Genomic DNA, 24,230 nt, shown 5'->3' with positions numbered 1-24,230 from the left:
CCGCCGGACATGCGAACGGCGCTCTCGAACGAGAACGCCGTCGCTGGCACGCCATCCTGGTTACCATGCGTGCACCGGTCTGCCGCCTCAGGTCGAACCTGGGTCGCGCTGCCCCTTTGGGATGGGCTGGTCGCCGCGTGGGTGCCTGGCTGCCGTGCAATCTCTACCGGATCCGAAGATCCTTTGTTGCCTTCCTTTGTACTCCTGAAACCCCTTTCTGGGAAGGGGATGCGGTGTCTTCATGGAGTTGAGAACAATGAAGCTATCTTCAGCTTTGACCCACCGGCGCCGCCGTCGTGGGGCTGGTTTCAGCTGGTGTGGGAGCGTCGGCGGGAGGCCAGGAGGACGAGGCCGGCGAGCACCGCGGCAGCCACACCGGCAGCCACCGCGGGCCGGCGTACGGCGGGGAAGACGGGCCGCTCGGCGGGCTCGGCGAACTCCAGCACCGGCCAGCCGCGCTCGACCGCGATCTTGCGCAACGCCTTGTCCGGATTGACTGCGAACGGGTGCCCGACCGCGGCGAGCAACGGCTCGTCGGTGATCGAGTCGGAGTAACCGTACGAACTCGCGAGGTCGTAGCCCTCGGTCGCCGCCAGCGCCTTCATCGCGGTCACCTTGGCCGGACCGTAGGCGTACTCCGCGATCTCGCCGGTGTACTTGCCGTCAGCAACGACCATCCTGGTGGCGATCACCTTGTCGGCGCCGAGCATCGCGCCGATCGGCTCCACCACCTCGGCGCCGGACGACGACACGATCACCACGTCCCGGCCGGCCGCATGGTGCTGCGCGATCAGCTCGACGGCCTCGGTGTGGATCATCGGCCGGACGATGTGGTCCAGGGTGTCGGCGACGATCGTCTTCACGGTCGCGACGTCCCAGCCGGTGCACATCGCCGAGATGTACTCGCGCATCCGCTCCATCTGGTCGTGGTCGGCGCCGCCGAGCAGGTAGACGAACTGCGCGTACGCACTGCGCAGCACGGTCCGGCGGTTGATCAGCCCGCCGGTATAGAACGGCCGCGAGAACGCGAGCGTGCTGGAGCGCGCCAGAATGGTCTTGTCCAGATCGAAGAAAGCCGCCGGTCGGGCCGTTCCGGAGTGCGCCATGGGACCGAGCATAGGCAGCCGGGAGAAACGCCGGGGGACCCGGGCTTTTGCATGGGCCGGTCTCCCGTTAGACTGTTGATCAGTGTGACAGTGACACTGGCTGGAAGCGCCCGATCGGGTGGGACCAGCGTTTGGGTGAAACGCTCGCAGTCGAAATCGAACTGAGATGTGTAGAGCCTGGTCTCGGGGGGTACATACCCTCTGACAGTGGCAGACTGTCGCCTCCTGAACGGCCCCCGGCTCCTCCCCCCGAGCCCGTGGCCGAAGACGGCCCCCGGTCACCCCCCCGCCGGGGGCCGTCGCCTTTCCTCCTCCAGTTCGCCAAGGACTGGTAAAGATTCTCGTTTTTCTGCCCGTGGGAGCGTTCCCACTTTATGTAGGGTCTTGACAATGTAATCGCTCGGTCACAGGTTGTAAGGCATGAAACCGCCTGCATACCGCCCCCAGGCAGCGGTCGTCATCAGCCTGCTCGCCGTACTCATGGGCCTCCTGGCCCCCGGCGCCGCCTCCGCGGCGACCAATCTCGTCACGAATTCCGGCTTCGAGTCCGGTGCGCTCTCCGGCTGGTCGTGCCCGGCCGGCGGCGTCACGACGTCCGCGCCACACTCCGGCTCGTACGCGCTCGAGGCGACACCGAGTGCGAGTGACATCGCCCGGTGCTCCCAGTCGATTGCGGTCCGGCCCAATACGGCGTACACGCTGTCGGCGTGGGTGAAGGGATCGAACGTCTACCTCGGTGTGGACGGTGGCCCGAGTACGTGGACCACCAGTTCCGGCTGGAGCCAGTTGACCGTCCCGTTCACCACGGGCAGCTCGGCGACGTCGGTGACGATCTACGTCAACAGTTGGTACGCGCTCCCGGCGTACCAGGTCGATGACGTCGTGCTCGACGGCCCAGGCGGGGCGCAGGACACCACGCCGCCCTCGACACCCGCCGGTCTGACGGTCGGCGACCAGACCTCAAGCTCACTGAAGCTCAGTTGGTCGGCCGCGTCCGACGCCAACGGTATTGACCACTACGACGTCGTCCGCGGTACCGGTACGGCCCAGAGCGTCGGCAACGTGACCAGCTGGACCGCGACCGGTCTGAGCCCGCAAACCACGTATTCGTTCAAGGTCCGGGCCTGTGACCCGAGCGGCAACTGCTCGCCGTACGGCGCCGCGGTGTCGGGCACCACGGCAGACGGCGGCACCAACCCGCCGGTCAGCAGCTTGCCGTCGCACGTGCTCACCGGGTACTGGCAGAACTTCAACAACGGTGCAACTGTGCAGAAGATCGCCGACGTACCGGCGGCGTACGACCTGATCGCGGTCGCATTCGCGGACGCCGACGCGTCGAAGCCGGGCGGCATCACGTTCAATCTGGACAGTGCCGGTCTGGGCGGCTACACGGTCGCCCAGTTCAAGGCCGACATCGCGGCGAAGCAGGCGGCCGGTAAGAAGGTCATCCTGTCCGTCGGCGGCCAGAACGGCACCATCTCGGTCGCAGACCCGACGGCCGCGTCGAACTTCGCCAGCAGCGCCCTGTCCGTCCTGCGCGAGTACGGGTTCGACGGGATCGACATCGACCTCGAGAACGGCGTCAACGCGCAGTACCTGGGGCAGGCGCTGAAGAGCCTGCAGAGTCAGTTCGGCAGCGGGCTGGTGATCACCATGGCGCCCCAGACGATCGACATGCAGAGTACGTCGACGGAGTACTTCAAGCTGGCGCTGGCGATCAAGGACATCCTGACCATCGTCAATGTGCAGTACTACAACTCCGGCGCGATGAACGGCTGCAACGGTCAGGTCTACTCGCAGGGTTCGGTCGACTTCATCACCGCGCAGGCCTGCATCATGCTGCAGGGCGGTCTGCGTCCCGACCAGGTCGGCCTAGGCCTGCCGGCGTCCTCCCAGGCGGCCGGGAGCGGGTACGTTTCTCCGACGGTGGTGAACAACGCACTGGACTGCCTGGCCAAGGGCACCGGCTGCGGTAACTACAAGCCGAGCTCCCCGTGGCCGTCGCTGCGTGGTGCGATGACCTGGTCGACCAACTGGGACGCGACGAACGGCAATCAGTTCGCTTCCCAGGTGGGCGGTCACGTCCACTCATTGCCCTGATCATGCACAGCTATCGACCGGCTCCGGTGCTGGAGGCGCTCGGTGTCTGCTCGGAGGACGAGCAGCTCTACCGGGCGCTTCTGGCCCGCCCCGAATCCACTGCGACCGATCTGGCGTCCTTCGTCGACTGGCCGGCGAACCGCGTCGGCCGGCACCTCAGGTCGTTACTGTCCCTCGGCCTGGCGTCCCGGACGCCAGGCCGTCCGGCTCGCTATCTGCCCGCAGTACCGGAGGCTGCGGTCGAGCTGCTCGCGCTTCGGAAGCAGTCGGCGATCGTGGAGGCGCGGCTGGGTGCTGCCGCGCTGAGTGCGGAGTTCCGGCAGCCGGATGCCTTCACCGTCATCCGTGGCGCGGAGGCGATCGCGCAGCGGTTCTACCAGGCCCAGCAGTGCGCGCAGGACGAAGTACTCGTGCTGGACCGGATGCTGGTGGAGCCGCGTCGGGCCCAGGGTGTGAGGTACCGACGGATCTACGACATGACGTCGCTGTCCGAGCCCGGTGACCTGGCTGCTGCTCGGTCGACCGGGTGTTGCCGGATGCTGCGCGACGTACCGCTGAAGCTGGTGCTGGTCGATCGCCGGATCGCTCTGCTGCCAACAGCTCCTGACGTGGTCGTCGAGCTCGGCCCTTCCAGTCTTCTGGATGCTTTGGTACGCCTCTTCGACCTGCTGTGGCAACAGGCCAGCCCGCTGACCCCGGCTGCGTCCGAGGGGCCGCTCACGTCCGACGACCAGGCGCTGCTCTCACTGGCCGCGGCCGGACTGACGGACCAGGCCATAGCGCGCCGCTTGGGCGTCGCTCAACGCACCGTCGAGCGCCGCATGCAACGCATCCTCAAGGCCCTCGACGCCACGACCCGCTTCCAAGCCGGCCTCCGGGCAGGTCAACAAGGCCTACTGGTCTAGTCGGTCACATCCGCCACGGTGGCGCCGAGTGCCTTCGTGAGGGCCTCGGCGTCCACAGTGATCCCGACGCCGTGGTCGCCGCCGCCGATGGAGATCGTGCCGGTGATCCGCTCGTCCGCGATCACCGGCCAGTCGCGCGTGCTGCCCAGCGGCGTGATCGTCCCGCGCACGTACCCGGTGACGTCGAACGCCGTGTCCTTGTCCGGCATCGAGATCCGGTTCACCCCGAGCAGCGCCCGCAGCTTCGGCCACGCGATCTCCCGGTCACCCGGGACCAGCACGAAGCGGTAGTCGTCGTCGGACAGCCGGACGACGATCGTCTTGATCAACCGCGCCGGCTCGATACCTCGCGCCGCCGCGGCCTCCTCCAGAGAGTTCACCCGGCCGTGCCTGGTCACCTCGTAGCTCAGGCCCAGCCGATCGGCCGCATCGGTAGCTTTCGTCACCTGGCTAGTTTTGCACCTTGCTGGGAACGTTCTTGAGCAGTACGGCGAGGACGAGCGTCACGACGAACAGCACCCCAGCCTCTCCCGCGACGCCCGTCCACGCTGCGCGGCTCCACGCCGTACCTGCCAGGCCGCCGAAGACGGAGGAGCCGAGGTAGAACGCGAACAGGTACATGCTGGACGCCTGTCCGGTCCCGACGCCGCTCGCGTGTGCCCGAGCCGGCACCCACCCGCTGGCTACTCCATGGACCGCGAAGAACCCCGCGGTCATCACAGCGAGCCCAAGCACGATGAACGGCAGCGGGGTGGCCAGCGTTATCGCCACACCAGCCAGCGTGATCAGACAGCCAACCGGAACGACGGCGCGCCGCCCGTACCGGTCCGCCAGCGTCCCCGCCGTCGCTGACCCGACTGACCCGAGGAGATAGACGCAGAACACCAGCCCGGCGGCTCCAGCACTCAGCTCGTACGGCGAACCTGACAGCCGGAAGACGGCTCCGTTGTAGACCGCCACGAAGGCGCCCACGGCTGTCGCCGCGATTCCGTAGAGTGCGAGCAGTGCTGGATCTTTCAGTACGCGGAAGAGGTCGCGGGGCCGAGCGGCGTTCGGATAGAAGTTCCGCGAGGCCGGGAGCAGCAGCCAGACGACAGCCGCGCACAATACGCCGACCACCGCGATCCCCCCGGTCGCGAAACGCCAGCCGCCGACGTCCGACAGTCCTCCTGCGATCAGACGGCCCGCCATACCGCCAACCGCCGTACCGGCGATGTAGAGCCCGCTGGCTCGGGCGTGGCTGGTCTGGTGCACCTCCTCCCGCAGGTACGCCATCGCGACCGCGGGGAGCCCGGCCATCGCAATGCCCTGCAGACCGCGCAGAGCAAGTAGTAAGTGCCAGGTCGGCGCGAAGGCACTGAGCAGTGCGAAGAGAGAGGTCGCCGCGACCGACCAACGCATCAGATTGGTTCGGCCGAGTTTCTCGGACGCCGGACCGGCGACCAGCAGCGCCAGACCGAGGCCGAAGGTGGCGAACGACACGCTGAACGCGCTCTGGCTCGGGGAGACATGGAAGGCATCGACGAGCTCGGGCAGCAGCGGCTGCGTGCTGTAGAGCAGCGCGAACGTCGCCAGTCCGGCCGCGAACAGCGCGACAGACAGCTTGCGGTACTCCGGATCTCCGGGAAGGTACCCGGTCTGGCGAGCGACGGCCTGGTGCATGTCTTCGACGGTCGCACGCCTGGAGCGATACGTAAAATGTCGATCTCAGCAGAAATCGATACGATTTCAGTATGCATGTCGAGGATCTGCGGTGGTTCGCCGTCCTGGCGGAGACCGAGCACCTGACCGAGGCGGCCGCGGCGCTGGGGACCAGTCAGCCCAACTTGTCCCGCTCGCTGCAGCGCGTCGAGCGGGCATTCGGAGTGCCGCTGTTCGAGCGCGAGCGTCGCGGCGTACGGCTGAATCCGTACGGCCGTGTCGTCCTGGAGGCGGCCCGCGCTGCGACGGCGGCGGTGGACACCGCGCAGCGCCGGGTCGACGCGCTGCTCGACCCGGAGTCCGGGACGGTGCGGCTCGCGTTCCTGCATTCGGTCGCCACCAGCCTGATGCCCGACCTCCTGAAGGCGTTCCGGGCGGTGGCACCGCACGTCGAGTTCGCGCTGCGGCAGGAGCCTGCGCACGACATCGTCCAGGACCTCGAGACCGGTGAGGCGGAGATCGCGATCATCGCGCCGCGCCCGGACCCGTCCCGCTTCGGTTGGCACCTGCTCGAGCGGCAGCGGCTGTGCCTGCACGTGCCGCCCGGCCACCCGCTGGCGGCGCGTCACCGGGTGGAGCTGGAGGCGGCGCGAGACGAGGCCTTTGTCGGCCTGCAGCCCGGCTTCGGCTTCCGGCGCGTGACGGACCAGTTGTGCGCGGCGGCCGGGTTCAGTCCCCAGTTGGCGTTCGAGGCGACCGACCTCGCGACGATCGACAGCATGGTCGGCGCTGGGCTCGGTGTGGCGATCCTGCCGGCCGGCGCGGTCCGTGGGACCGACAGTGGGGCGGTGTCCGTGCCGCTGGCCGGCGTACAGGCTCGGCGGGAGATCGGGATGTCGTGGCGATTGGGTACGGCGTTGACGCCCGCCGGCGAGCGGTTCCGGACATTTGTCCGTTCTCGGCCGGTGACGTCCAGCTGACTGCCGTGACACTCAGTTCCGCAGCGTTCGTCCAATTTTCCCGGTGTCGACTTGCAGTGAGAGGGCTTTCCACCGCACTCTTTCCTGCGTGAGGAAGCGTCTGGGTTCGTTCCGGCCGAGTCGGCGGCTGCTGTTCGCAGCCGGGACGGCGGCTGCTGCGTCGACGGTTGCGGCCACTGCGGCCGAGGCGGTCCCGGGCTCCACGCAGGCCATCACCGATGGCTCGGGCTCGCTGGGCAACTACGGATCCGGCGTACTCGGCGCCTGGGAGCGGCAGGCCCGGGCGATCTCGAACGAGGCACAGATCCGCCGTACCCGGGAGACCGACGGCGTCTTCATGTTCGGCGACAGCATCGGCGTTCAGGACGGACCGGCGCTGGCCAGGCAACTGTCGAAGCTGGGCATCAGCATCGCCGTGCACAACTGGGCCGGTCGCCCGGTGACACCTGCCGTGGACGCGCTGGACACCTGGGCGCAGGAGTACGGCCTGCCGCACCGAATCCTGATGTCGGTCGGCTCGAACGACATCTTCACGCCGCCGGCGGTTGCGGCCCAGGTCGACCGCACGATGCAGATCGTCGGCGAGGAGCGGACGGTCTACTGGGTCAACGTCCAGGCAGCGCGGACGGCGCACGGCGCGGACGTCAAGGTCTCCGACCAGCGCAACAGTGCCTGGATCAACCTGCAGCTCGCCGAGGCGCAGCGGCGCTACGACAACCTGCGGATCGTGCACTGGGCCGAGCACCTGGCCTCCAGCCCGAACCGGCTGGCCCGCTATCTCCGCGACGGCCTGCACCCGTCGGTCACGCTTGGGCAGAACGCCCGCAACGGCCTGATCATCGACGCCATCAAGGCCGGCTGAGCGCGGCGCTCGCCGCGCTCAGCCGTATCTGGTTGTTCAGAATCCAGCCGTGATGCGGGTGAAGTCCCAGTCGCCCTGGGCAATCCCGGAGCAGTTCGAGACCACGCCGCCACCGGCGCAACCACGGTCGCGGTTCACCGACCAGAACGCCAGTCTGCCGAGCCCGTTGGTCTTGGCCCAGTTGGTGATGTTCTGCCACGTCGCGGTCGTGGTCATCTCCTGCTGGTCGGACAGACCGTTCATGCCGGAGATGCCCTGGTGCGCGTACGCCTCCGCGGTGGTCCAGCCGAACGTGCTCTTCAGCTTGGCGTTCAGACCGGTGGAAGCGCCGACCGTGTCGTTGTAGATGTTCGAGCTGCCGAAGTCGAACGGCATCAGCGTGAACACGTCGATGTTCGCGCCGAGCTCCTTCGACCGGTCGATCAGCCGGTTGCCGTAGTACGTCGGCCCGGTGGTCGACGTACCGAAGGTGACGATCGTCTGGATGCCGGCGTTGTTCTGCTTGACGATCTTCAGCGCGGTCAGGATCCGGTCCTGCACGGCCTCGTTCTCGAACTCGTCGGAGTTCTCGATGTCGATGTCGATCGCCTTCAGGTTGTAGGCGTCGATCACCTGCTGGTACGCGCCGGCGAGAGCCTCCGGCGTACTGCAGTTCGGGCCGAGCTTGTTGCCGCTCCAGCCGCCGAACGACGGGACGATGTCGCCACCGGCCGCCCGGATCGCGTTGATCGCGTTGGCGTCCGCGCCACCCTGTAGCGGGCGGCTGCCGTCCCAGGCGGGGTTGCAGCCACCGGACGAGAGGACGAACGCCATCGTGAACCACTTGATCCCGGTCGCGTTCATCACGGTCGTGGGGTTCGGCGGGTCGCCCCAGCCCATGTACAGGTACGGAGCGGCCTGCTTGCTGCCGGTGCTGCCACCACCCGTGCCGGTCTTGACCGAGATGCTGGTGCTCTTCGCGCCTTCACCCGCACTGTTGGAGGCGCTGACCTGATAGCTGTACGACGTGTTCGCGGTGAGGCCGGAGTCGATGTACGACGTACCGGTCGGGCTGCCCACCTTCGCGCCGTTGCGGTAGACGTTGTAGCTGGTTGCACCGGACGGAGCCGACCACGTGAGGTTCACCGACGACGCGGACGCCGTACCGGACAGACCTGTTGGTGCACCGGGGACGGTGCCGCCACCGCCGCCGGAGCAGGAGCCGCCGTTCAATCGGCAGGAGGCGATCCCGGCGAAGTTGCCGGGGCTGCCGTTGAAGCCGAATGTGACGGTCGCTCCGGGCGCCAGTGGGCCGGCCCAGCTCGGCGGGGTGAATGTGTGCGTCTGTCCGCTGCTGGTGTGGTTGGCGTCCCAGGAGCTGGTGACGGTGTATCCGGACGGGAAGTCCAGGGAGACCGACCAAGTGCTGAGAGAGCTGGTGGTGCCGTTGGTGACGGTCACCTTGCCCTCGAAGCCACTGCCCCAGTCGGACACTTTGGTGAAGGTGGCAGAGACGCCTGCCGCGCTGGCCGTCTGTGCGGTCAGGAGGGCGACGACCACCGCGGTGATGGCGGCGATCGCCAGGGAGATGCGTTTCATGATGCTCCGATCAGTGGGCGGTACTTGATCAGACCCGGCCCCAGAGTGCGGGGACGTTCGGCGGCTCCCAACCGGTCAGGGAGGTGTGGCCCTGGATGCACTTGTAGGTGACGCCGTTGTAGGTCACGAGCGCACCGGTCGCGTACGCCGTGTTCGGGGCCCACGGAGCCGCCGTACCCGGTGGGGTCGTCGGGGGAGTCGTGGGCGGGGTGGTGGGAGGCGTAGTCGGGGGCGTGGTGGGCGGTGTCGTCGGCGGCGTCGTGGGAGGCGTCGTGGGAGGGGCGCTGCACCCTGCCGTGTCGGCATTGACCGCGTCGACCACGTTGTTGAAGAGGGTGACGTTCGGGTCGAGCGCCTCGAGCGAATACATCATCGCGCCGGCCAGTCCGTGGCAGTGCTGGTAGTCGGCCCTCGCTTTGATCGACTGCGCGTTGTCACCGGACCAGAAGGTGCCGTTGCTGTAGAACCACGACGACTTGGTGACGTCGTCGAAGTGCGTCGCGGACGGGCTGTCCACGAAGCCGGTCAGCTCCTTGTAGAACGACACTCCGGGCACATTGCCGCTCATCGCGTGTCCGTCGGCCGGTCCGGTCGCGGTCTGGTACTTACCGTTGTCCGTGGCCGGAACACCCTTCCATCCCCTGTAGTAGAAGGGATATCCGATACTCAGCTTGTTCGCGGGGAACCCGCCGGGGATGCCGTACGCCGAGTCGCCGGTCGTCCACGCCTTCACCGCGGAGTCGATCGAGTACTTCCCCTGACCCGGTGGGATCGGGCTGCTCGGGTCGTTCGGCGCCGTGTACAGCGGGTCCTGGAAGTTCGTCGGCCCGGTAGCTTCCCAGCCACCGTGCATGTCGTACGTCATCACGTTGTTGTAGTCGAGGTACTGCCCGACCTTGTTCGTCTCGATCGTCGCGATCTTGTCCTGACCCGCCGGGGTCGCGGCGGTCAAGTAGTACTTCTTGCCGGTCTGGCTGCCGTAGGCATCGAGCTGCGCGCGGAACTCGGCCAGCAGCAGCGTGAAGTTCTGCTTGTCGGCGGCGCTGTAGTGGTTGCCGACGTGACCGTTCGGCGAGCCCGGGTACTCCCAGTCGATGTCGACACCGTCGAAGATGCCGGCCGCCGAGCCAGGACCGCCGAAGCCGTCGATCACCGGGAGATCGCCCTTGAGGAACATGTTCACGCAGGAGCTCACGAAGGCCTTGCGCTTGGCGTCGGTCGAGGCGGCGTCGGAGAAGTACTTCGAGTACGTCCAGCCCCCGATCGATATCAGGATCTTCAGGTTCGGGGCCTTCGCCTTGAGCTTCTTCAGCTGGTTGAAGTTCCCCTGGATCGGCTGGTTCCAGACGTCACCCACCCCGTCGACGCTGATGTCGGCGCCGTACGACTTGCCGTAGTCGGCGAACGCGTCACCGGCGCCGTCGCCGGCGCTCGGGTTGTTCTCGTCCTGCGACGCGGCCTTGTTCGCCATGAAGCAGGTGTGGTTGGTCGGGTCGATGTTCGCGAAGGCGTAGTTCAGGAAGTCCAGCTTGCCGGCGACACCGGTGGTGACCATGTTCTTCGGGTAGAAGGCGTTGGCGTAGATCCCCCATTGGGTGAAGTACGCCGTCTTGACGCCACCGCTGGTCGCCTGTGGCGCCGAGGTGGCTGCGTTGGCTGCGGTGGCCGCGGTGGCGTCCGGGCTCGCGAGCGAGACGCCGGCGGCGGTGATCAGGGCGGTGGCCGCGACGGCGGCGGTGGCGGTGAGCGTGCGCAATCGACTCATCAGAGTTCCTCCGGAGCGATGGGACGGAAGCGGTCCGGTGAAATTTAGTTAAAGACGCTTCGAAAGGAACCGTAGCCGTTTCCGGCGGGTTGGTCGCGGCCTCGTTGTGGCGGATTCCCGCTGCTGACGGAAACCCGACAGCCCTTTGTCCACAGGCGATCCGGTCGCCTGCTCAGAACTGGCCGAACAACGGCATGTTCTAGGCATGGACACGAACTCAGCAACCCCATCGGTGCTCATGGCAACTACTAACGAGGCGCTCCTCGACGACCTGCTCAGGCTGGCCGCGGCCGCGTCGATCACTCCGCTGGTCGAGCCCGACCTGCTCGGCCTCCGGCGCAGTTGGCACACCTGTCCGCTGGTGGTCGTCGGTCGCGACCTTGCCGAGCCTCTGGCCCGCATCCAGCCCGCCCAGCGGCCTGGCGTCGTCGTGGTCGGCTCGGCGCTGGACGGCGACGATCTCTATCGCTGCGCGTTCGACGTCGGAGCGGATGCCGTCTGCCGCCTGCCTGATGACGAGACCTTGCTCGCGGGCAAGTTGGCCGATGCGTTGGACGGTTCGACGCGCACCGCCGTGACGCTGGCGTTCGTCGGCGGCTGCGGGGGAGCAGGGTCCACCACGCTCGCGGCGGCAGTGGCCGTCTTCGGCAACCGCCGCGGATTCCGGACGATGCTGATCGACGGTGACCCACTCGGCGGCGGCATCGAGCTCGCCCTCGGTATCGAGCACGACGCCGGCGACCGCTGGCCCAAACTCCTGAACGCCTCAGGACGGATCAGCGCATCCGCGTTGCGCTCAGCACTCCCTTCGATCGACGGCCTGGCCGTCCTGTCCTGGGACCAGTCCGACGTCACCGTGCTGCCGCCCGACACCATGAGCTCGGTCATCGGCGCCGCCCAACGCAGCAACGACCTCGTCGTCCTCGACCTACCCCGGCATGCCGATCCCACCGTCGAGGAAGGCTTCATCCGCTCCACCGCCACCCTCCTCGTCGTCCCGTGCGACGTCCGCTCGGTCGCCGCCGCGAAACGCCTCTCCGGTCCGCTCCGTTCCGTTGCCGGCGACCTGCAGGTCGTCCTCCGCGAGTCCCGCCCCGGTCTCTCGGCCGCCGATGTCGCATCGCACCTCGCATTGCCCATAGCAACAAAGGTCGGCACCGAACGCACGCTCCCTCGGGCGATGGATCAAGGCCACTTCGTCCCGCATCCCAGAAGTCCGTTGACGCGTGCGGCCACCACCCTCCTGGACCTGTTCGACCTGATCGACTCGGCCGCCCCATCCGCTCTCGCGCATTCGGTGATCGCATGAGCAGCACGGTCGTTCCCGCCGACCTGCTCGATCGCGTCCGCGGAACCCTGGCCCTCACGGGCGCCGCGCCAACGCCGGTTCACGTCGCGGCAGCCCTACGCGCCGACGGCACCATCTGCGGCGACGCGATGGTTCTGGCCGTCGTCACCGCCCTCCGCCGCGAAGCCCTCGGTGCCGGTCCGCTCGACAGCCTGCTCGCCGAGCCCGGTGTCACGGACATCCTGGTCAACGGCCCCGACGAGGTCTACATCGATCGCGGCCACGGCCTCGAGTTCGTCGCCATCCGCACCGGCGACGAGCCCGCCATCCGCCGCCTCGCCACCCGCCTGGCCGCCGCGGCCGGCCGCCGCCTGGACGACTCCACTCCGTACGTCGATGTACGCCTCGCCGACGGCACCCGCTTCCACGCCGTACTGGCACCCATCGCCGCGCCAGGCACCTGCCTGTCGCTCCGCGTCCCGTCGCGCAAGGTCTTCACCCTCGACGACCTCGTCACCGCCGGCGCCCTCCCGAAACCCGGCGCCGCCATCCTCCAAGACCTCCTCGACTCACGCCTGGCGTTCCTGATCAGCGGCGGCACCGGAACCGGCAAGACCACCCTTCTCAACTCCCTCCTGTCCCTGGCGAACCCGTCCGAACGCCTGGTCCTGGTCGAAGACGCCAACGAACTCCGCCCCGACCATCCGCATGTGGTCCGCCTGGAAGCCCGCCCACCGAACGTCGAAGGCACCGGCGAAATCTCCCTCCGGGATCTAGTCCGTCAGGCCCTCCGCATGCGCCCCGACCGCCTGGTCGTCGGCGAGGTCCGCGGCGCCGAAGTAATCGACCTCCTCACCGCCCTCAACACCGGCCATGAGGGCGGCTGCGGCACCATCCACGCCAACTCCGCCGCCGACGTCCCAGCCCGTCTGGAAGCCCTCGGCGCCCTCGCCGGCCAATCCCCCCAAGCCATCCACAGCCAAGCAGCCTCCGCCCTCCACGCCGTGATCCACCTGACCCGAACCCCCACGGGCCACCGCCGAATATCAGAAATCCATACCTTCACCAGATCCCCCACCGGCCCCCTAACCACCCACCCCGCCGTCACCTTCCACCCCAACGACACCCTCACCCTCCACCCACCCGCGCACCTCTTCACCCGCCCACCCACCCCCTCGCACCCACACCCACCCACCGCCACCTCGGCACCCACCACCACCTCGGCACCCACCGCCGCCTCGGCACCCACCGCCGCCTCGGCACCCACCGCCGCCTCGGCCCAATCCTCGCTAGTCACGGCCGACCCGCCTACATCACCCACGCCAGGTTCGCCCACCCGCACTCCGCCCGCGCTCGCTGCTCCCGGTACGCCCGCGTCGCTCACTCCTACTCCACCCGCGCCACCTTCCCATGCTTCGCCCACGCCGCACATATCCACGTCTGCCACGAACGCACGGCCCGCTCCCGCACCACTCACGCCCGCGAGCGGTGCTCCATGAGCCCCGCCTTCCTCGCCGCGATCCTCGCCCTCATCACCTGCACCCTCGCCCTCCCACCGCGCTCCCCAGGCCTCCACCGCCTGCAACCAACCCGCACCCGCCGGCTAACCCGCAACCAACGAACCGACCGCAACCTCGACCAGGCCGAACCAACCCGCAGACGCTGGCGCCCCCAACGAACTCGCATCTGGCTCCTGGCCCCACCAACCGCCTTAGCCACCGCCGCACTAGGCCCCCAAGCCCTCGTCGCAACCCTCGCAACAGCCACCGTCCTAGCGCTCATCGCAAACCAACGAACCCACCACCAACACCAGAAGTCCACCACCGCCCGCCGAGCCCAAATCATCGAAGCCCTCGACGTCCTAGCCGCAGACCTCTCTGCCGGCCGCCCACCCATCGCCGCCCTCGAAGGCGCCGCCTCCATCAGCCCAGACCTCGAAGTAGCCCACGCCGCAGCCAACCTCGGCGCCGACGTCCCCGCTGCCCTGACCCGAGCATCAACCGCTCCAGGCGCCTCCAGCCTCCGCGCCCTAGCCGCAGCCTGGCGAGTCACCGAACAATCCGGCGCCGCCTTCGCCACCATCACCGAACGCCTGGCCGACTCCCTCCGAGCCGACGAAGCCATCCGCCGCCAAACCGAATCCAGCCTCGCCGGCGCCCGCTCCACCGCCCGACTCCTGGCGATCCTCCCCGCCTTCGGCATAGCCCTCGGCTACTCCCTAGGCGCAGACCCAGTCACGTTCCTGACCGCCACCCCACCCGGCTGGCTCTGCCTGGCCGTCGGCCTGGCCCTGACCACAGCCGGCCTCCACTGGACCACCCACCTCGCCAAACCCCCAACCTGAGCAAGGTCTTCGTATGCCGCCAGCCGCACCCGCCGCCATATCGGTTGCCCTCAGCACCTACCTACTCATCCCGCCACGCCAAAGCCTTCGCCGCCTGACCCCACCCAAGCCACGAAAACGCCCTCAAATCCCGCGTGCAACACGCCTAGCCAGCACTGTCGCCGCCCTGGCCACCCTCCTCATCATCGGCCTCCCCTGGGGCGTCATCCCGGCCGCCATCGCGTACTACGCCATCCCCAAAGCGCTAGCCCGCCTAGAACCAGCCACCACCAAACAACGCAACGCCCAACTAGCCCGCGACCTCCCGCTGGCCATCGACCTCCTCACCGCCTGCCTCCGAGCCGGCCGCCCACCCCAACACGCCCTCACCCTCGTAGCCGAAGCCCTCCCCGGCCCACTCGCCGACGTCTTCGCCAAGATCGCCCACCACCTCGCACTAGGCGCAGACCCCATGACCGCCTGGTCGCACCTCCACACCGAACCTTCCTGCGCCCCCATGGCCCGAGCAATCACCCGTTCTCTCCGCTCCGGCGCCCCACTCTCCAAGACCCTCGAACACCTCTCCGACGAAACCCGCCGCACCCACCACCACACCGCCGACCAACAAGCCCGCTCCGCGGAATCCCGAGCCGCCCTACCCCTCGGCCTCTGCTTCCTCCCAGCCTTCGTCCTCCTCTCCATAGTCCCCACCATCGCCGACTCCCTAATCCCCAACCTCCTCCACCCCTAGCGCTGTCCACACCCTCAAACTCCTTGTAAATAAGCCCTCCCAACAACGGCATCCTCCAATCAAGCCCCCAAACCCGCCGCCCCCGCACCCACCAAGGAGCACACAATGCGCACCCCGACAACCCTTCCCAACACCCCTCCCACCCCCACCAGCAACCAGCCCACCTCGACTCCCACCGAACCGCCCACCCCGTATCCCGCGAACCCACTGAGCCAACATCCCACCAGCGTTCCGAACACCCACCCAACGAAGTCGTCCACCCCGCTCGTCGCCGAACCGGCGAACCGCCGCCCCGCCGAGCCGTTCAGTCTGCGGCTCGCCGAGTCACTCAGCATGCCGCTCCCCAAGCCAGGCGAACTCCCCGTCGCCAGTTGCCACAGTTCCCGCTCGGTCCGACGCCTCCGCAGGAGTGCCTTCCGTCACCTACGTGCACGCACAGAACGAGGCGCGGCAACCGCCGAGTACGCGATCACCATCGTCGCCGCCTGTGGCCTCGGAGGTGTCCTGGTCGCACTTCTCAAATCCCCCGTGATGATGAACGCGCTCAAAGCCCTCATCAACTACGCCCTGAAGCTCGCCGGCGTAGAAGGCGTCCACCTCTAACCCCTAGTCAGGCGACCGGCCGGCCTCCCCTCCCCGGCCGGTCGCCACCCCAAGGACCCCAGATGCCCCTCCACCACAACACCCACGCGCAACATCCCGGCCCGACCACGCCGACAGCCCACAGCGCACCACTCCACCCGGCCACGTCGACTCGCCGGAGTACGCGGGTCGCCGGGGAATGTCGGTCTGCCGGCGCACGTCGGTTGACTCGCAGGCGTGGGCCGGTCCGAATGCTGCTCCGTGCGGAGCTTTTCGACCGCCCACACCGGCCGAGGTGGTCAGGGCGCGCTCGTGGGGTGGACCGGCCTCAGCGTGGTGCTGTGGTCGCGGAAATGGCGATTGTGCTTCCGGTGCTGGTTGCCCTTCTTCTGTTGGGCATCTGGGCGATCGGACTCGTCGTACTCAACATCCAGTGCATCGACGCCGCCCGGGACGTTGCACGCGCAGTCGCTCGTGGTGAGTCGCCAGATCAGGCCGAAGCTATCGGCCGCCGAGCCATCCCCACCGGGACGGTCACCATCACCCGTCAGGCCTCGGACATCCACGTAACCGTCACAGCTACTCCCGCTCACAAACCGCCACTCCTCACCTTTCTCACTCCCACCCGCATCGCTGCAACCGCCACCCTTCAGGCCGAACCGGAGACCTCATGACCCGATCCGAACGAGGTAGCGCCACCATCCACGCCCTCATTGCCGCCACGCTCCTCCTCACCGCCCTAGCAGCCGCGACCCTCTGGTCCGCCATCTCAACGGCCCGCCACAAACTCGCCGCCGCAGCAGACCTGACCGCGCTAAGTGCCGCCCAGTCCCTAACCACCAGCCCAGTCCCAGGCACGGCCGAGCCACAATCCGCAGCCCCGTCCGCGGCCTCGACTCGATCAACCGGTGAGGTTCTTCAGGTGAGAGAGGTGGGCAGTGTGTTCGGCGTACATTCGCTGAAGAACGACAGCTCTGGGCGACTGTTGCCTGCGGCGTCAGTGGATCGGGCTTGCGTGATAGCGGCTCGTACGGCGGCGCTCAATGGGGTGCGGCTGCGTGCCTGCGACGTCACGTCGGCGGCTGTGATGGTCGAGGTTTCGGTTGAACTGGATCTGCGTGTCGTCCACCCGGTGCTGACCGCGGCCGCTCGGGCTGGGCCTGCCTGATTGGGCAGGAAAATCGGGGTCGGCTCTGGTGTGATCGCGATCTGGTCGCAATCTGGTAGAGATGCCGCGTTGATGTGGACGATGTCCTGGCGGGCCCTTCAAAATCGGGACCCGAGTACTGCTCATCTTCCCGGACGTACTTCCCCGGCGCCCGGACGGTTACCTCGGAGGCTCGCTGTGCCCGACCCGATTCGGCTGTTGCTGGTCGACGACCAGATCCTCAGCCGAGGTTTGCTCCGGAGCGGTCTGGAACGCGAGCGCGATCTGGAGATCGTTGCCGAGCTCAACCGAACCGACGACGTCGTTGGCGCGGCGAAGCGGCACCGGGCGAACGTCGCGCTGCTCGACGCGGCGGGGCCGGCGCAGAACAGCATCACGGTGACCACCAAGCTGCGTACGTCGATGCCCGAGTGCCGTGTAGTCATGCTGACGACGTACGGGCGGCCGGTGCATCTCCGTCGCGGGCTCGATGCAGGGGCCAAGGGGTTCGCGTTGAAGGGCAGTCCGGCGCCGCAGCTCGCGGACGCGGTACGACGGGTGCACCTCGGGCTCCGGGTCGTTGACGCGAACCTCGCCGCGGAAACGCTGAAGTACTCCGAGACTCCGCTCAATGAAGACGAGACTGACACGCTGCGCGCGGCGCGGGAGGGCGGTTCGGTGGCGTTGATGGCGCAGAAGCTTCAGGTTTCCGAGCGGGTCGTGCGTACGCGGCTGTGGTCGGCTATCGGCAAGACAGGCGCCCGTACCCGCTCCGACGCGGTCCACGTAGCCGAACAGAACGGCTGGCTCCTCGACTGACCCGTCAGGCGATTCGCCCCGGGTCCGCGGAGGTTTGGGCGGCGGCTGCGACTTGGCGGAGGCAGACTGGGGTTGTGGATGGTGGGCGGAAGGTTGTTGTCGTTGACGCCGCGAACGTGGTGGGGTCGCGGCCGGACGGGTGGTGGCGGGATCGGGTCGGCGCTGCTCGGCGGCTGCTTGAGCGGTTGGCGGTGTTGCAGGAGCGGTTGGTGGACACCGACCTGATCGTGGTGTTGGAGGGTGCTGCTTGTCGGGCGGTTTCTGGGGTGGATGCGCCTGATACTGGGCGGGTTCGAGTGGTACTGGCGCCGGGGTCTGGTGATGACACGATCGTGCGGGTGACGGCGGAGGTTGTTGCGCAGGCGCAGGGTTCCGCGGTCACCGTGGTCACCGCGGATCGGGGGCTCCGGCAACGAATAGCAGCAGCCGGCGCTGCGTTCACGGGGCCGGGCTGGCTTCTGGACCAGTTGGACGAACTACCCCAGCAACCGCACAGCTGAACCGCGGTCAGAATCGCCAAGTACTCGCGGCTGCATGGCGCGGCATGCGGGTAGGCGGATGTCGGCGTGCGGCGGGGCGCGGGTGGGTGGCTGCCGGCGTGGGGTGGGCTTGGAGCGGGCGGTGGGGTTAGGTGCAGGTGGCTAGGAAGGCGCCGGTGTGGGTTAGGAGGAGGTGGGGGCCTGGAGTGGCGGGGAGGTGGGCTTCGGGGGAATTGACGGGGTGGCGGGTGCCGTCGGGGGAGATGACGAGGGTGTTGGGGGCGTCCAGGGCGATGAGTTCGTCGTCGGCTCGGACCAGGACGGGGGCGGTGTAGGACCAGGAGAGGGCGGTCCGGCCGGCGGCTAAGCCTTCCAAGGTGGCCGCGGCGAGTTCGTCGGGGCCTTCGGCGGAGGCGTCGACGGCGATCCACGTGGTAGGAGTGCCTGGCGTGCCGATCGACGTGGGGTTGTGCCAGTCGCTGCCACCGATCGGGATGGTGCCTTCGAGGCCCCAGGCCCGCCACCAGGCGATCGGCCCACCCCACGTGTGATCCAGCCAGGAGGAATGCCAGATCTCCGCGAGTGGCGGATGCTCGGGGAGCGGGTGGCGCCAGGAGCAGTCGCCGCCGAGCGGATGGTTGATGGACAGCAGACCGCCGCGGCGGGCGACCTCCGAGACCCACGTCGCGGCGGGCCGACGGAAGTCGATGAACCCGATGTCGCCGAACGCGTTGGCGTGCCCGGTGTCCGTTGTGACTTCCTGGCCAGGGATGAGGCCGATGCCGAAGCGACTACCGACGGAAGGGAGTTCCGAGTGATGGGCGACCGTGTTGTGGTCGGTGACGGCCAGTACGTCGAGCCCGGCTGACACCGCGAGCGCCGCGAGGTTGGCGATCGGTGTGGACCCGTCGGAGTGCAACGAGTGCGCGTGGAAGTCGCCCGCGATCCACTTGAGTCCGGACGAAGCCGGAAGGGTACGCCGAGGAGGTCGCGAGGGTACTGCGATTGCCGCGGAAGCGTCGGCGTACTCGGTCAGGCCGGGGATGGTGTCGACGGGACCGGTGACCGCTTCGACGAGGAGTTCTACGCCTTCGACGGGCACCCGGTGGAGGCCGAGCACGACCCACCACGTGCCCGGCTCGAGCTCGCCGGCGAGATAGCCGGGAGTGGCTGCCTCGGGAGTGATGGCGAAGGTACGACGGGCGCCGCCCGACCAGCCGCGCCAGCCGGCCGCGCCCTCGCAGCCGATGTCGATGACCGCGCCTTCGACTGCCGGGACGGTCAGCGTGACCAGGAGGCCGGGGCAGTCGGCGGGGATGTCCACCGGAAGCGAGTGCCAGACCGATTCGGCGCGGTCATCGAGTGTCCAGCGCCGGCGGTAGGAGGTGACAGCCATCAGACGAGATCCCAGTTCGCAAGGGCAATGGTCATGATGCGACGGCGGCCGGCTGACGGGCGAGGAGCTCGCCAGAGTCCCGGTCGTAGAGGAGGACCCGGGACGCAGGCGCAGTGAGAACGACCGTGGAGCCCGGAGACGGTTCGGTTTCCTCGGGGACGGTCACACCGACCAAGGTGTCGTCGCACTCGACGGTGACGAGCGACTGGGTGCCGAGGTTCTCGGCGACCACGACCGTGCCCCGGAGGACCGGGCCGGTGACGTCGCCGGCGGCCAGCGTGAGGTACTCCGGCCGGATGCCGACCGTGACCTCGGCGTCGACCGGCACCGAGAACGTGGTTGCAGGCAACGAGCCGCCGGCGACCGAGACTGCTCCCTGCGTCGCGTCCGAGTGGTCCGAGGACGAAGCGACGACCTTCCCGGGCAGCAAGTTCATCGGGGTGGAACCGATGAAGTTGGCCACGAAGGTGTTCGCCGGGCGGGCGAAGACCTCGCGCGGTGAACCGAGCTGGCGGAGCTTGCCCGACTCCATGACCGCGATGCGGTCGGCCAGCGCCAGCGCTTCCGCCTGGTCGTGGGTGACGAAGACCGTGGTGATGCCGAGGTCGCGCTGGAGCTTCTTCAGGAACGTCCGGGCCTCGAGGCGGAGCCGGGCGTCGAGGTTCGACAGCGGCTCGTCGAGGAGCAGCACCTTGCCCTCGGAGGCAATCGCCCGGGCCAGCGCGACGCGCTGCTGCTGACCGCCGGACAGCTGACCGGGCTTCCGCTCCAGGAGACCCTGCAGCGACAGCTCGCCGGCGGTGCGCTCAGCTGTCGCGGCACGGGTGGTCGCGGCAACTCGGCGTACCTTCAGGGGGTAGGTGATGTTCTCGGAGACGTTCATGTGGGGGAAGAGCGCGTAGTCCTGGAAGACCATCGCGACGCCGCGCTTGCCCGGTTCGGTCCGGGTGACGTCGGCGCCGTCGATGCGGACGGTGCCCTCGGTCGCGGACTCCAGGCCGGCGATCGTCCGCAGCAGCGTGGTCTTGCCACAGCCCGACGGGCCGAGCAGCGCGAAGAACTCGCCGTCGGCCACGTGCAGGTCCAGCCCGTCGACAGCGCGGACGCCGTTCGGGTAGACGGTCGCGAGGCCCTCGATGTCGATGCCCGCCATCAGACCGTGGTCCCTTCGTGGAAGATGCCCGCCATCAAACCGATCCTTTCGTGGACAGACATCAGCTCTTGATCCCTCCGTGGAAGCGGAACCCGTACCGCGAGTTCACCAACAGGTACAGCACGACGACCGGGATCGAGAACAACAGCGAGAACACCGGCAGCACCTGCAGGTTCACGCTGCCGCCCTCGTCGGTGAGGGTCTGCATCAGCACCGCACCGGGTTGCTTGTCGATCGACCGGATGAGCAGGAAGGGCACCAGGAAGTTGCCCCAGGAGTTCACGAACGCCCAGACCATGATCGTCGCCAGTCCGGGACGAGCGACCGGGAGTACGACGTCCCGCAGGATCTGGCCCGTGGACGCGCCGAAGACCCGCGCCGACTCCTCGTACGACTTCGGCACCGCGTCGACGAAGTCCTTCAGGATGAAGATCGCCGCCGGCAACAAACCGCCGGTCATCACCAGCGCGACGCCGAACCGCGAGTCGATCAGCCCGAGCTGGAACATCATCACGAAGATCGGCACCATCGCCGCGGTCCCGGTCACCACCGAGGACAGCAGCAGCAACCCGTACAGCAGCGCGTCCCGCCCCGGGAGGCGGACCCGCGACAACGCGTACGACGCCAGCGCTGCGAACGCAGTCACGGCGACAGCGGTCGTCACGCAGATCAGCAGCGAGTTGACCATCGAATGCATCGCATACGGATGGTCCAGAGTCTTCCGGACGTTCTCCAGCGTCCAGTCCGGCCAGCGCACCCCGAGGCCGGGATTGCTGTCGAAAGGCGCCGAAGCGATCCACAACATCGGTACGGCGAAGAACAGCGTGATCGCGCAGATCAGCACGTAGAACCCGATGCGGCGCAGCACAAAGGACGTCATGACCGCCTCCGGAGCAACCGCAGGTAGAGCAGCGAGACCAGCAGGTTCGCGATCAGCAGCAGGAACGAGATCGCCGACGAGTACCCGAGCTCACCGCCCTGCAGCGCCACGTTGTAGATGTAGACCGGCACGGTCTCGGACTCGTGGTTCGGCCCGCCCTTGGTGAGCAGGAACGGCGAGAAGTCGTTCGCCGTCCACAGCGAGATCAGCAGCGTGTTCGTCAGCACGTGGCCGCGGATGTGCGGGAACACCACGTCCCGCAGCGTCTGCCAGCCCGACGCGCCGACCATCCGCGCCGACTCGAGTTGCGACGGTGGCACCGCCTGCAGCGCGGACGAGTAGAGCATCATCGAGAACGCCGTACCGCGCCAGGTGTTGAACACCACGAGACAGGCCATCGGGTAGTCGATCAGCCAGGCGGTCCCCGGAGTACCTAGGAGACTATTGAGCGTGCCGCCGTCGCGGTCGAAGAACGCGACCCACAGGTATGCGACCACGGTCGACGGCAGGATCCACGCGAGCAGCACGAACGCCTCGACGGTACGCCGGACCGCCGGCCGTGCACGCCGCATCACCCACGCCAGCGTGAAGCCGAGGACGTTCTGGCCGATGATCGCCGAGCCGAGAACGAACACCAACGTCAGCCACAACGCGTTGTGGAAGAGCGCGTCGTTCAGCGCCTTCGTGTAGTTCGACAGCCCCACGATCGAGGGCGAGACGGCCTCGACGCCGGTGAGCCGATAGTTGGTGACGCCGATGTAGATGGTCCAGAGCGCGGGGAAGATCAGGAACGCGCCGATCAGCAGCAGCGCGGGCGCGAGGAAACCGAGCGCCCGGCCGACCCCGAGCCCCGCGACGTCGCGCGCGGGTCCTCGGGGGCCGGCCGATCCACGTCCCGGCGCCGGCTCGGCGGGCGCCGGAGGTGCGGAAGCGGAAGTCATCAGTTGCCGGCGACCTTGTCCTTGCCGCCGGCCGCCGTCTCGACGGCCTTCTGGTAGGCCCGAGCGGCCGCGTCCGTCGACTTGCCGCCGACGACGTCGGCCGTCGCCTGCTGCAGCGCGGCCGAGACCTTCGGGTACTCCGCCAGCCCCGGACGGAACTGCGTGATCGGGAGGACCTTCTCGGCCACGAAGCTCAGCATCGGGTCACTCGCGAGGACCTCGCTGTTGACGTCGTTGCGCTGGGTGATCTTGGCCGCGCCGTCGAGGGACGCCTTGACCATCTCCGCGGAGTTCATGAACTGCAGCAGTTCCCAGGCCTGCTGCGGGAACTTGGTGTTCGGGTTGATCACGGTCGCACCGCCACCCGACATCGAGACGAAGTCCTGGCCCTTGACGCCGGCGCCCGGCCGGGCGGCCGGGATCAGCGCGTAGCCGACGGCGGAGTCGCGGTCGGCCATCTTGGCCACGCCCGCCTTGGGCTCCACCACGCTGCGCCAGAAGTAGTCGCCCTCGAGCAGAATGCCGATCTTGTTCGCGGCGAACTCGGCGAAGGACTTGTCCCGGCCCTTGGCCTCGCGCTGCAGCACCGGGTCACCGAGACCGGTGCTGTAGATCTTGTGGTAGAAGTCCAGCACCTGGCGCAGCTTCGGGGTGTCGCCAAGCCACTTGCCGTCGGAGTTCACGGTCGCGCCGGTGCCGACGAGCAGCGGCAGCACGCCCTGCATGGAGGTCGCCTCGCCCATCGCCGTACCGGCGTTGATCTGGATCGGGGTGACGCCGGAGATCTTCTCCAGCGCCTGACCTGCGGTGATGATGTCGTCCCAGGACTTCGGCTGCCAATCGGCGGGCAGGCCGGCCTGCTGGAACAGCTTCTTGTTGAAGTACAGCACGCGGCCATCGGTGCCGCCGGGCACGCCGTACCGCTTGCCGTCGAAGCTGCCGAGGGCCTGGACCGACTCCGGGATCTGTTTCCAGCCGTCCCAGTCGTTCACCTTGCCGGCGTCGCCGACGGTGTCGGTGAGCGGCTTGATGTAGCCGGCCTGGGCGAACTCGCCGACCCAGATGCCGTCGATCTGGAACAGGTCCGGTCCGGACTTGTTCGACAGGTCGAGGGACAGTTTCTGCTTGTAGACCTCGTCGTCGGAGCCGTCGCCCTGGAACTTGACGGTGACGTCGACGCCCTTGCCCTTCTGCTCGGCGACGAACTTCGGGATCAGTACGTCGGAGATGAAGGTCGCGCCGGCGCTGCTCTTACCGCCCTTGACCGAGTTCGAGCCGATGGTCAGCTCGACCTGCTTGGCGTCGGCGTTGCGGTTCGCGTCCTGGCCGCCGCTGTCGCCGGACCCGGACGAGCCGAGGCATCCGGTGAGCAGGGCGAGGGCTGCGGCGCCGAGCACGCCGGCGGTGGTCAACCGCGAGAGAGATCGCATCAGGGCTCCTAGCGAAAGTGGTCCAGCGACAGTGCCGGTCAAAGATTGGCATTCCCGGGCGACTATGTGAAGACTTTTTCCCAACCCTGAGTGAACGTTATCAG

The 24,230-nt window shown here is 68.0% G+C and carries 22 protein-coding genes; 12 read left to right on the top strand and 10 right to left on the bottom strand.

All coding sequences use genetic code 11. The annotated features are described in order from the left end of the window. Positions 1-308 precede the first annotated feature (308 nt). Entirely contained in the window at positions 309-1,118 is an 810-nt protein-coding gene (locus tag ACFYRH_RS02505; protein ID WP_387766877.1) for an HAD family hydrolase, read from the bottom strand. Between the two features lie 408 nt (positions 1,119-1,526). On the opposite strand from ACFYRH_RS02505, the gene ACFYRH_RS02500 reads away from it, so the two are divergent. Further along, entirely contained in the window at positions 1,527-3,206 is a 1,680-nt protein-coding gene (locus ACFYRH_RS02500; protein WP_387766874.1) for a chitinase, read from the top strand. 2 nt (positions 3,207-3,208) lie between these two features. After that, a complete protein-coding gene (locus ACFYRH_RS02495) occupies positions 3,209-4,111 on the top strand; it encodes a helix-turn-helix domain-containing protein (protein ID WP_387766871.1) in 903 nt (300 codons plus the stop codon). Here ACFYRH_RS02495 and ACFYRH_RS02490 read toward each other — a convergent pair. Together ACFYRH_RS02490 and ACFYRH_RS02485 are read right to left on the bottom strand one after the other, a co-directional pair. Beyond that, positions 4,108-4,557 carry an aminoacyl-tRNA deacylase gene (locus ACFYRH_RS02490; RefSeq protein WP_387766868.1) on the bottom strand — a complete coding sequence of 150 codons (450 nt, stop codon included), beginning with the start codon at positions 4,555-4,557 and terminating at the stop codon, positions 4,108-4,110. The genes ACFYRH_RS02495 and ACFYRH_RS02490 overlap by 4 nt on opposite strands. A gap of 4 nt (positions 4,558-4,561) precedes the next feature. Continuing rightward, a complete protein-coding gene (locus ACFYRH_RS02485; protein ID WP_387766865.1) occupies positions 4,562-5,773 on the bottom strand; it encodes an MFS transporter in 1,212 nt (403 codons plus the stop codon). Positions 5,774-5,844: 71 nt separating this feature from the next. Here ACFYRH_RS02485 and ACFYRH_RS02480 point away from each other — a divergent pair, with 71 nt between their 5' ends. Both ACFYRH_RS02480 and ACFYRH_RS02475 read left to right on the top strand, forming a co-directional pair. Then, the gene (locus ACFYRH_RS02480) at positions 5,845-6,732 is read left to right on the top strand and encodes a LysR family transcriptional regulator (protein ID WP_387766862.1); all 888 of its coding nucleotides are present in this window, start codon (positions 5,845-5,847) and stop codon (positions 6,730-6,732) included. 88 nt (positions 6,733-6,820) lie between these two features. Continuing rightward, entirely contained in the window at positions 6,821-7,594 is a 774-nt protein-coding gene (locus ACFYRH_RS02475; protein ID WP_387766860.1) for a hypothetical protein, read from the top strand. Between the two features lie 36 nt (positions 7,595-7,630). On the opposite strand, the gene ACFYRH_RS02470 is transcribed toward ACFYRH_RS02475, so the two are convergent. Further along, positions 7,631-9,172 carry a cellulose binding domain-containing protein gene (locus ACFYRH_RS02470; protein WP_387766857.1) on the bottom strand — a complete coding sequence of 514 codons (1,542 nt, stop codon included), beginning with the start codon at positions 9,170-9,172 and terminating at the stop codon, positions 7,631-7,633. Between the two features lie 28 nt (positions 9,173-9,200). After that, positions 9,201-10,937, bottom strand: coding sequence for a glycosyl hydrolase family 18 protein (locus ACFYRH_RS02465; protein WP_387766854.1), 1,737 nt, complete (start codon positions 10,935-10,937; stop codon positions 9,201-9,203). A gap of 205 nt (positions 10,938-11,142) precedes the next feature. Here ACFYRH_RS02465 and ssd point away from each other — a divergent pair, with 205 nt between their 5' ends. The 8 genes from ssd (at position 11,143) to ACFYRH_RS02425 (ending at position 17,847) form a co-directional block, all read left to right on the top strand. Next, complete coding sequence (gene ssd / locus ACFYRH_RS02460) at positions 11,143-12,246, top strand: septum site-determining protein Ssd (protein ID WP_387766851.1); 1,104 nt, start codon at positions 11,143-11,145, stop codon at positions 12,244-12,246. After that, on the top strand, positions 12,243-13,724 hold the full coding sequence (locus ACFYRH_RS02455) for a TadA family conjugal transfer-associated ATPase (protein ID WP_387766848.1): 1,482 nt from the start codon (positions 12,243-12,245) through the stop codon (positions 13,722-13,724). Before ssd ends, ACFYRH_RS02455 begins: the two co-directional genes overlap by 4 nt. After that, positions 13,721-14,569, top strand: a complete 849-nt coding sequence (locus ACFYRH_RS02450; RefSeq protein ID WP_387766845.1) for a type II secretion system F family protein — start codon at positions 13,721-13,723, stop codon at positions 14,567-14,569. The genes ACFYRH_RS02455 and ACFYRH_RS02450 overlap by 4 nt, the downstream gene beginning before the upstream one ends. Before the next feature lie 13 nt (positions 14,570-14,582). Continuing rightward, entirely contained in the window at positions 14,583-15,299 is a 717-nt protein-coding gene (locus tag ACFYRH_RS02445; protein ID WP_387766842.1) for a type II secretion system F family protein, read from the top strand. 105 nt (positions 15,300-15,404) lie between these two features. Next, entirely contained in the window at positions 15,405-15,902 is a 498-nt protein-coding gene (locus ACFYRH_RS02440; RefSeq protein ID WP_387766840.1) for a DUF4244 domain-containing protein, read from the top strand. Positions 15,903-16,222: 320 nt separating this feature from the next. Beyond that, on the top strand, positions 16,223-16,555 hold the full coding sequence (locus ACFYRH_RS02435; RefSeq protein ID WP_387766837.1) for a TadE family type IV pilus minor pilin: 333 nt from the start codon (positions 16,223-16,225) through the stop codon (positions 16,553-16,555). Continuing rightward, positions 16,552-17,049, top strand: coding sequence for a pilus assembly protein TadG-related protein (locus ACFYRH_RS02430; protein WP_387766834.1), 498 nt, complete (start codon positions 16,552-16,554; stop codon positions 17,047-17,049). The genes ACFYRH_RS02435 and ACFYRH_RS02430 overlap by 4 nt, the downstream gene beginning before the upstream one ends. A 177-nt stretch (positions 17,050-17,226) precedes the next feature. Beyond that, positions 17,227-17,847, top strand: coding sequence for a response regulator (locus tag ACFYRH_RS02425; protein ID WP_387766832.1), 621 nt, complete (start codon positions 17,227-17,229; stop codon positions 17,845-17,847). Between the two features lie 627 nt (positions 17,848-18,474). Here the strand turns inward: ACFYRH_RS02425 and ACFYRH_RS02420 are convergent. From ACFYRH_RS02420 to ACFYRH_RS02400, 5 genes are all read right to left on the bottom strand, one after another. Continuing rightward, a complete protein-coding gene (locus ACFYRH_RS02420) occupies positions 18,475-19,722 on the bottom strand; it encodes a CehA/McbA family metallohydrolase (protein ID WP_387766829.1) in 1,248 nt (415 codons plus the stop codon). 31 nt (positions 19,723-19,753) lie between these two features. After that, entirely contained in the window at positions 19,754-20,875 is a 1,122-nt protein-coding gene (locus ACFYRH_RS02415; RefSeq protein ID WP_387766826.1) for an ABC transporter ATP-binding protein, read from the bottom strand. Positions 20,876-20,936: 61 nt separating this feature from the next. After that, entirely contained in the window at positions 20,937-21,755 is an 819-nt protein-coding gene (locus ACFYRH_RS02410; protein ID WP_387766823.1) for a carbohydrate ABC transporter permease, read from the bottom strand. After that, complete coding sequence (locus tag ACFYRH_RS02405) at positions 21,752-22,696, bottom strand: carbohydrate ABC transporter permease (protein ID WP_387766820.1); 945 nt, start codon at positions 22,694-22,696, stop codon at positions 21,752-21,754. The genes ACFYRH_RS02410 and ACFYRH_RS02405 overlap by 4 nt, the downstream gene beginning before the upstream one ends. Further along, positions 22,696-24,126 (bottom strand): extracellular solute-binding protein, encoded by a 1,431-nt coding sequence (locus tag ACFYRH_RS02400; RefSeq protein ID WP_387766817.1) that lies wholly within the window; start codon positions 24,124-24,126, stop codon positions 22,696-22,698. The genes ACFYRH_RS02405 and ACFYRH_RS02400 overlap by 1 nt, the downstream gene beginning before the upstream one ends. Positions 24,127-24,230 lie beyond the last annotated feature (104 nt).

The sequence above is a fragment of the Kribbella sp. NPDC004875 genome, from assembly GCF_042873375.1.
Taxonomy (GTDB): Bacteria; Actinomycetota; Actinomycetes; order Propionibacteriales; family Kribbellaceae; genus Kribbella.
Note: the sequence above shows the minus strand (reverse complement) of the source record. Positions and strands in the feature narration are given on the sequence as shown.

Coding starts and splice junctions, on each gene's coding strand:
- ACFYRH_RS02505 (WP_387766877.1), bottom strand. CDS start 1,118: ATGCTCGGTCCCATGGCGCACTCCGGAACGGCCCGACCGGCGGCTTTC.
- ACFYRH_RS02500 (WP_387766874.1), top strand. CDS start 1,527: ATGAAACCGCCTGCATACCGCCCCCAGGCAGCGGTCGTCATCAGCCTG.
- ACFYRH_RS02495 (WP_387766871.1), top strand. CDS start 3,209: ATGCACAGCTATCGACCGGCTCCGGTGCTGGAGGCGCTCGGTGTCTGC.
- ACFYRH_RS02485 (WP_387766865.1), bottom strand. CDS start 5,773: ATGCACCAGGCCGTCGCTCGCCAGACCGGGTACCTTCCCGGAGATCCG.
- ACFYRH_RS02480 (WP_387766862.1), top strand. CDS start 5,845: ATGCATGTCGAGGATCTGCGGTGGTTCGCCGTCCTGGCGGAGACCGAG.
- ACFYRH_RS02470 (WP_387766857.1), bottom strand. CDS start 9,172: ATGAAACGCATCTCCCTGGCGATCGCCGCCATCACCGCGGTGGTCGTC.
- ACFYRH_RS02465 (WP_387766854.1), bottom strand. CDS start 10,937: ATGAGTCGATTGCGCACGCTCACCGCCACCGCCGCCGTCGCGGCCACC.
- ssd (WP_387766851.1), top strand. CDS start 11,143: ATGGACACGAACTCAGCAACCCCATCGGTGCTCATGGCAACTACTAAC.
- ACFYRH_RS02455 (WP_387766848.1), top strand. CDS start 12,243: ATGAGCAGCACGGTCGTTCCCGCCGACCTGCTCGATCGCGTCCGCGGA.
- ACFYRH_RS02450 (WP_387766845.1), top strand. CDS start 13,721: ATGAGCCCCGCCTTCCTCGCCGCGATCCTCGCCCTCATCACCTGCACC.
- ACFYRH_RS02445 (WP_387766842.1), top strand. CDS start 14,583: ATGCCGCCAGCCGCACCCGCCGCCATATCGGTTGCCCTCAGCACCTAC.
- ACFYRH_RS02440 (WP_387766840.1), top strand. CDS start 15,405: ATGCGCACCCCGACAACCCTTCCCAACACCCCTCCCACCCCCACCAGC.
- ACFYRH_RS02430 (WP_387766834.1), top strand. CDS start 16,552: ATGACCCGATCCGAACGAGGTAGCGCCACCATCCACGCCCTCATTGCC.
- ACFYRH_RS02420 (WP_387766829.1), bottom strand. CDS start 19,722: ATGGCTGTCACCTCCTACCGCCGGCGCTGGACACTCGATGACCGCGCC.
- ACFYRH_RS02415 (WP_387766826.1), bottom strand. CDS start 20,875: ATGGCGGGCATCGACATCGAGGGCCTCGCGACCGTCTACCCGAACGGC.
- ACFYRH_RS02410 (WP_387766823.1), bottom strand. CDS start 21,755: ATGACGTCCTTTGTGCTGCGCCGCATCGGGTTCTACGTGCTGATCTGC.
- ACFYRH_RS02405 (WP_387766820.1), bottom strand. CDS start 22,696: ATGACTTCCGCTTCCGCACCTCCGGCGCCCGCCGAGCCGGCGCCGGGA.
- ACFYRH_RS02400 (WP_387766817.1), bottom strand. CDS start 24,126: ATGCGATCTCTCTCGCGGTTGACCACCGCCGGCGTGCTCGGCGCCGCA.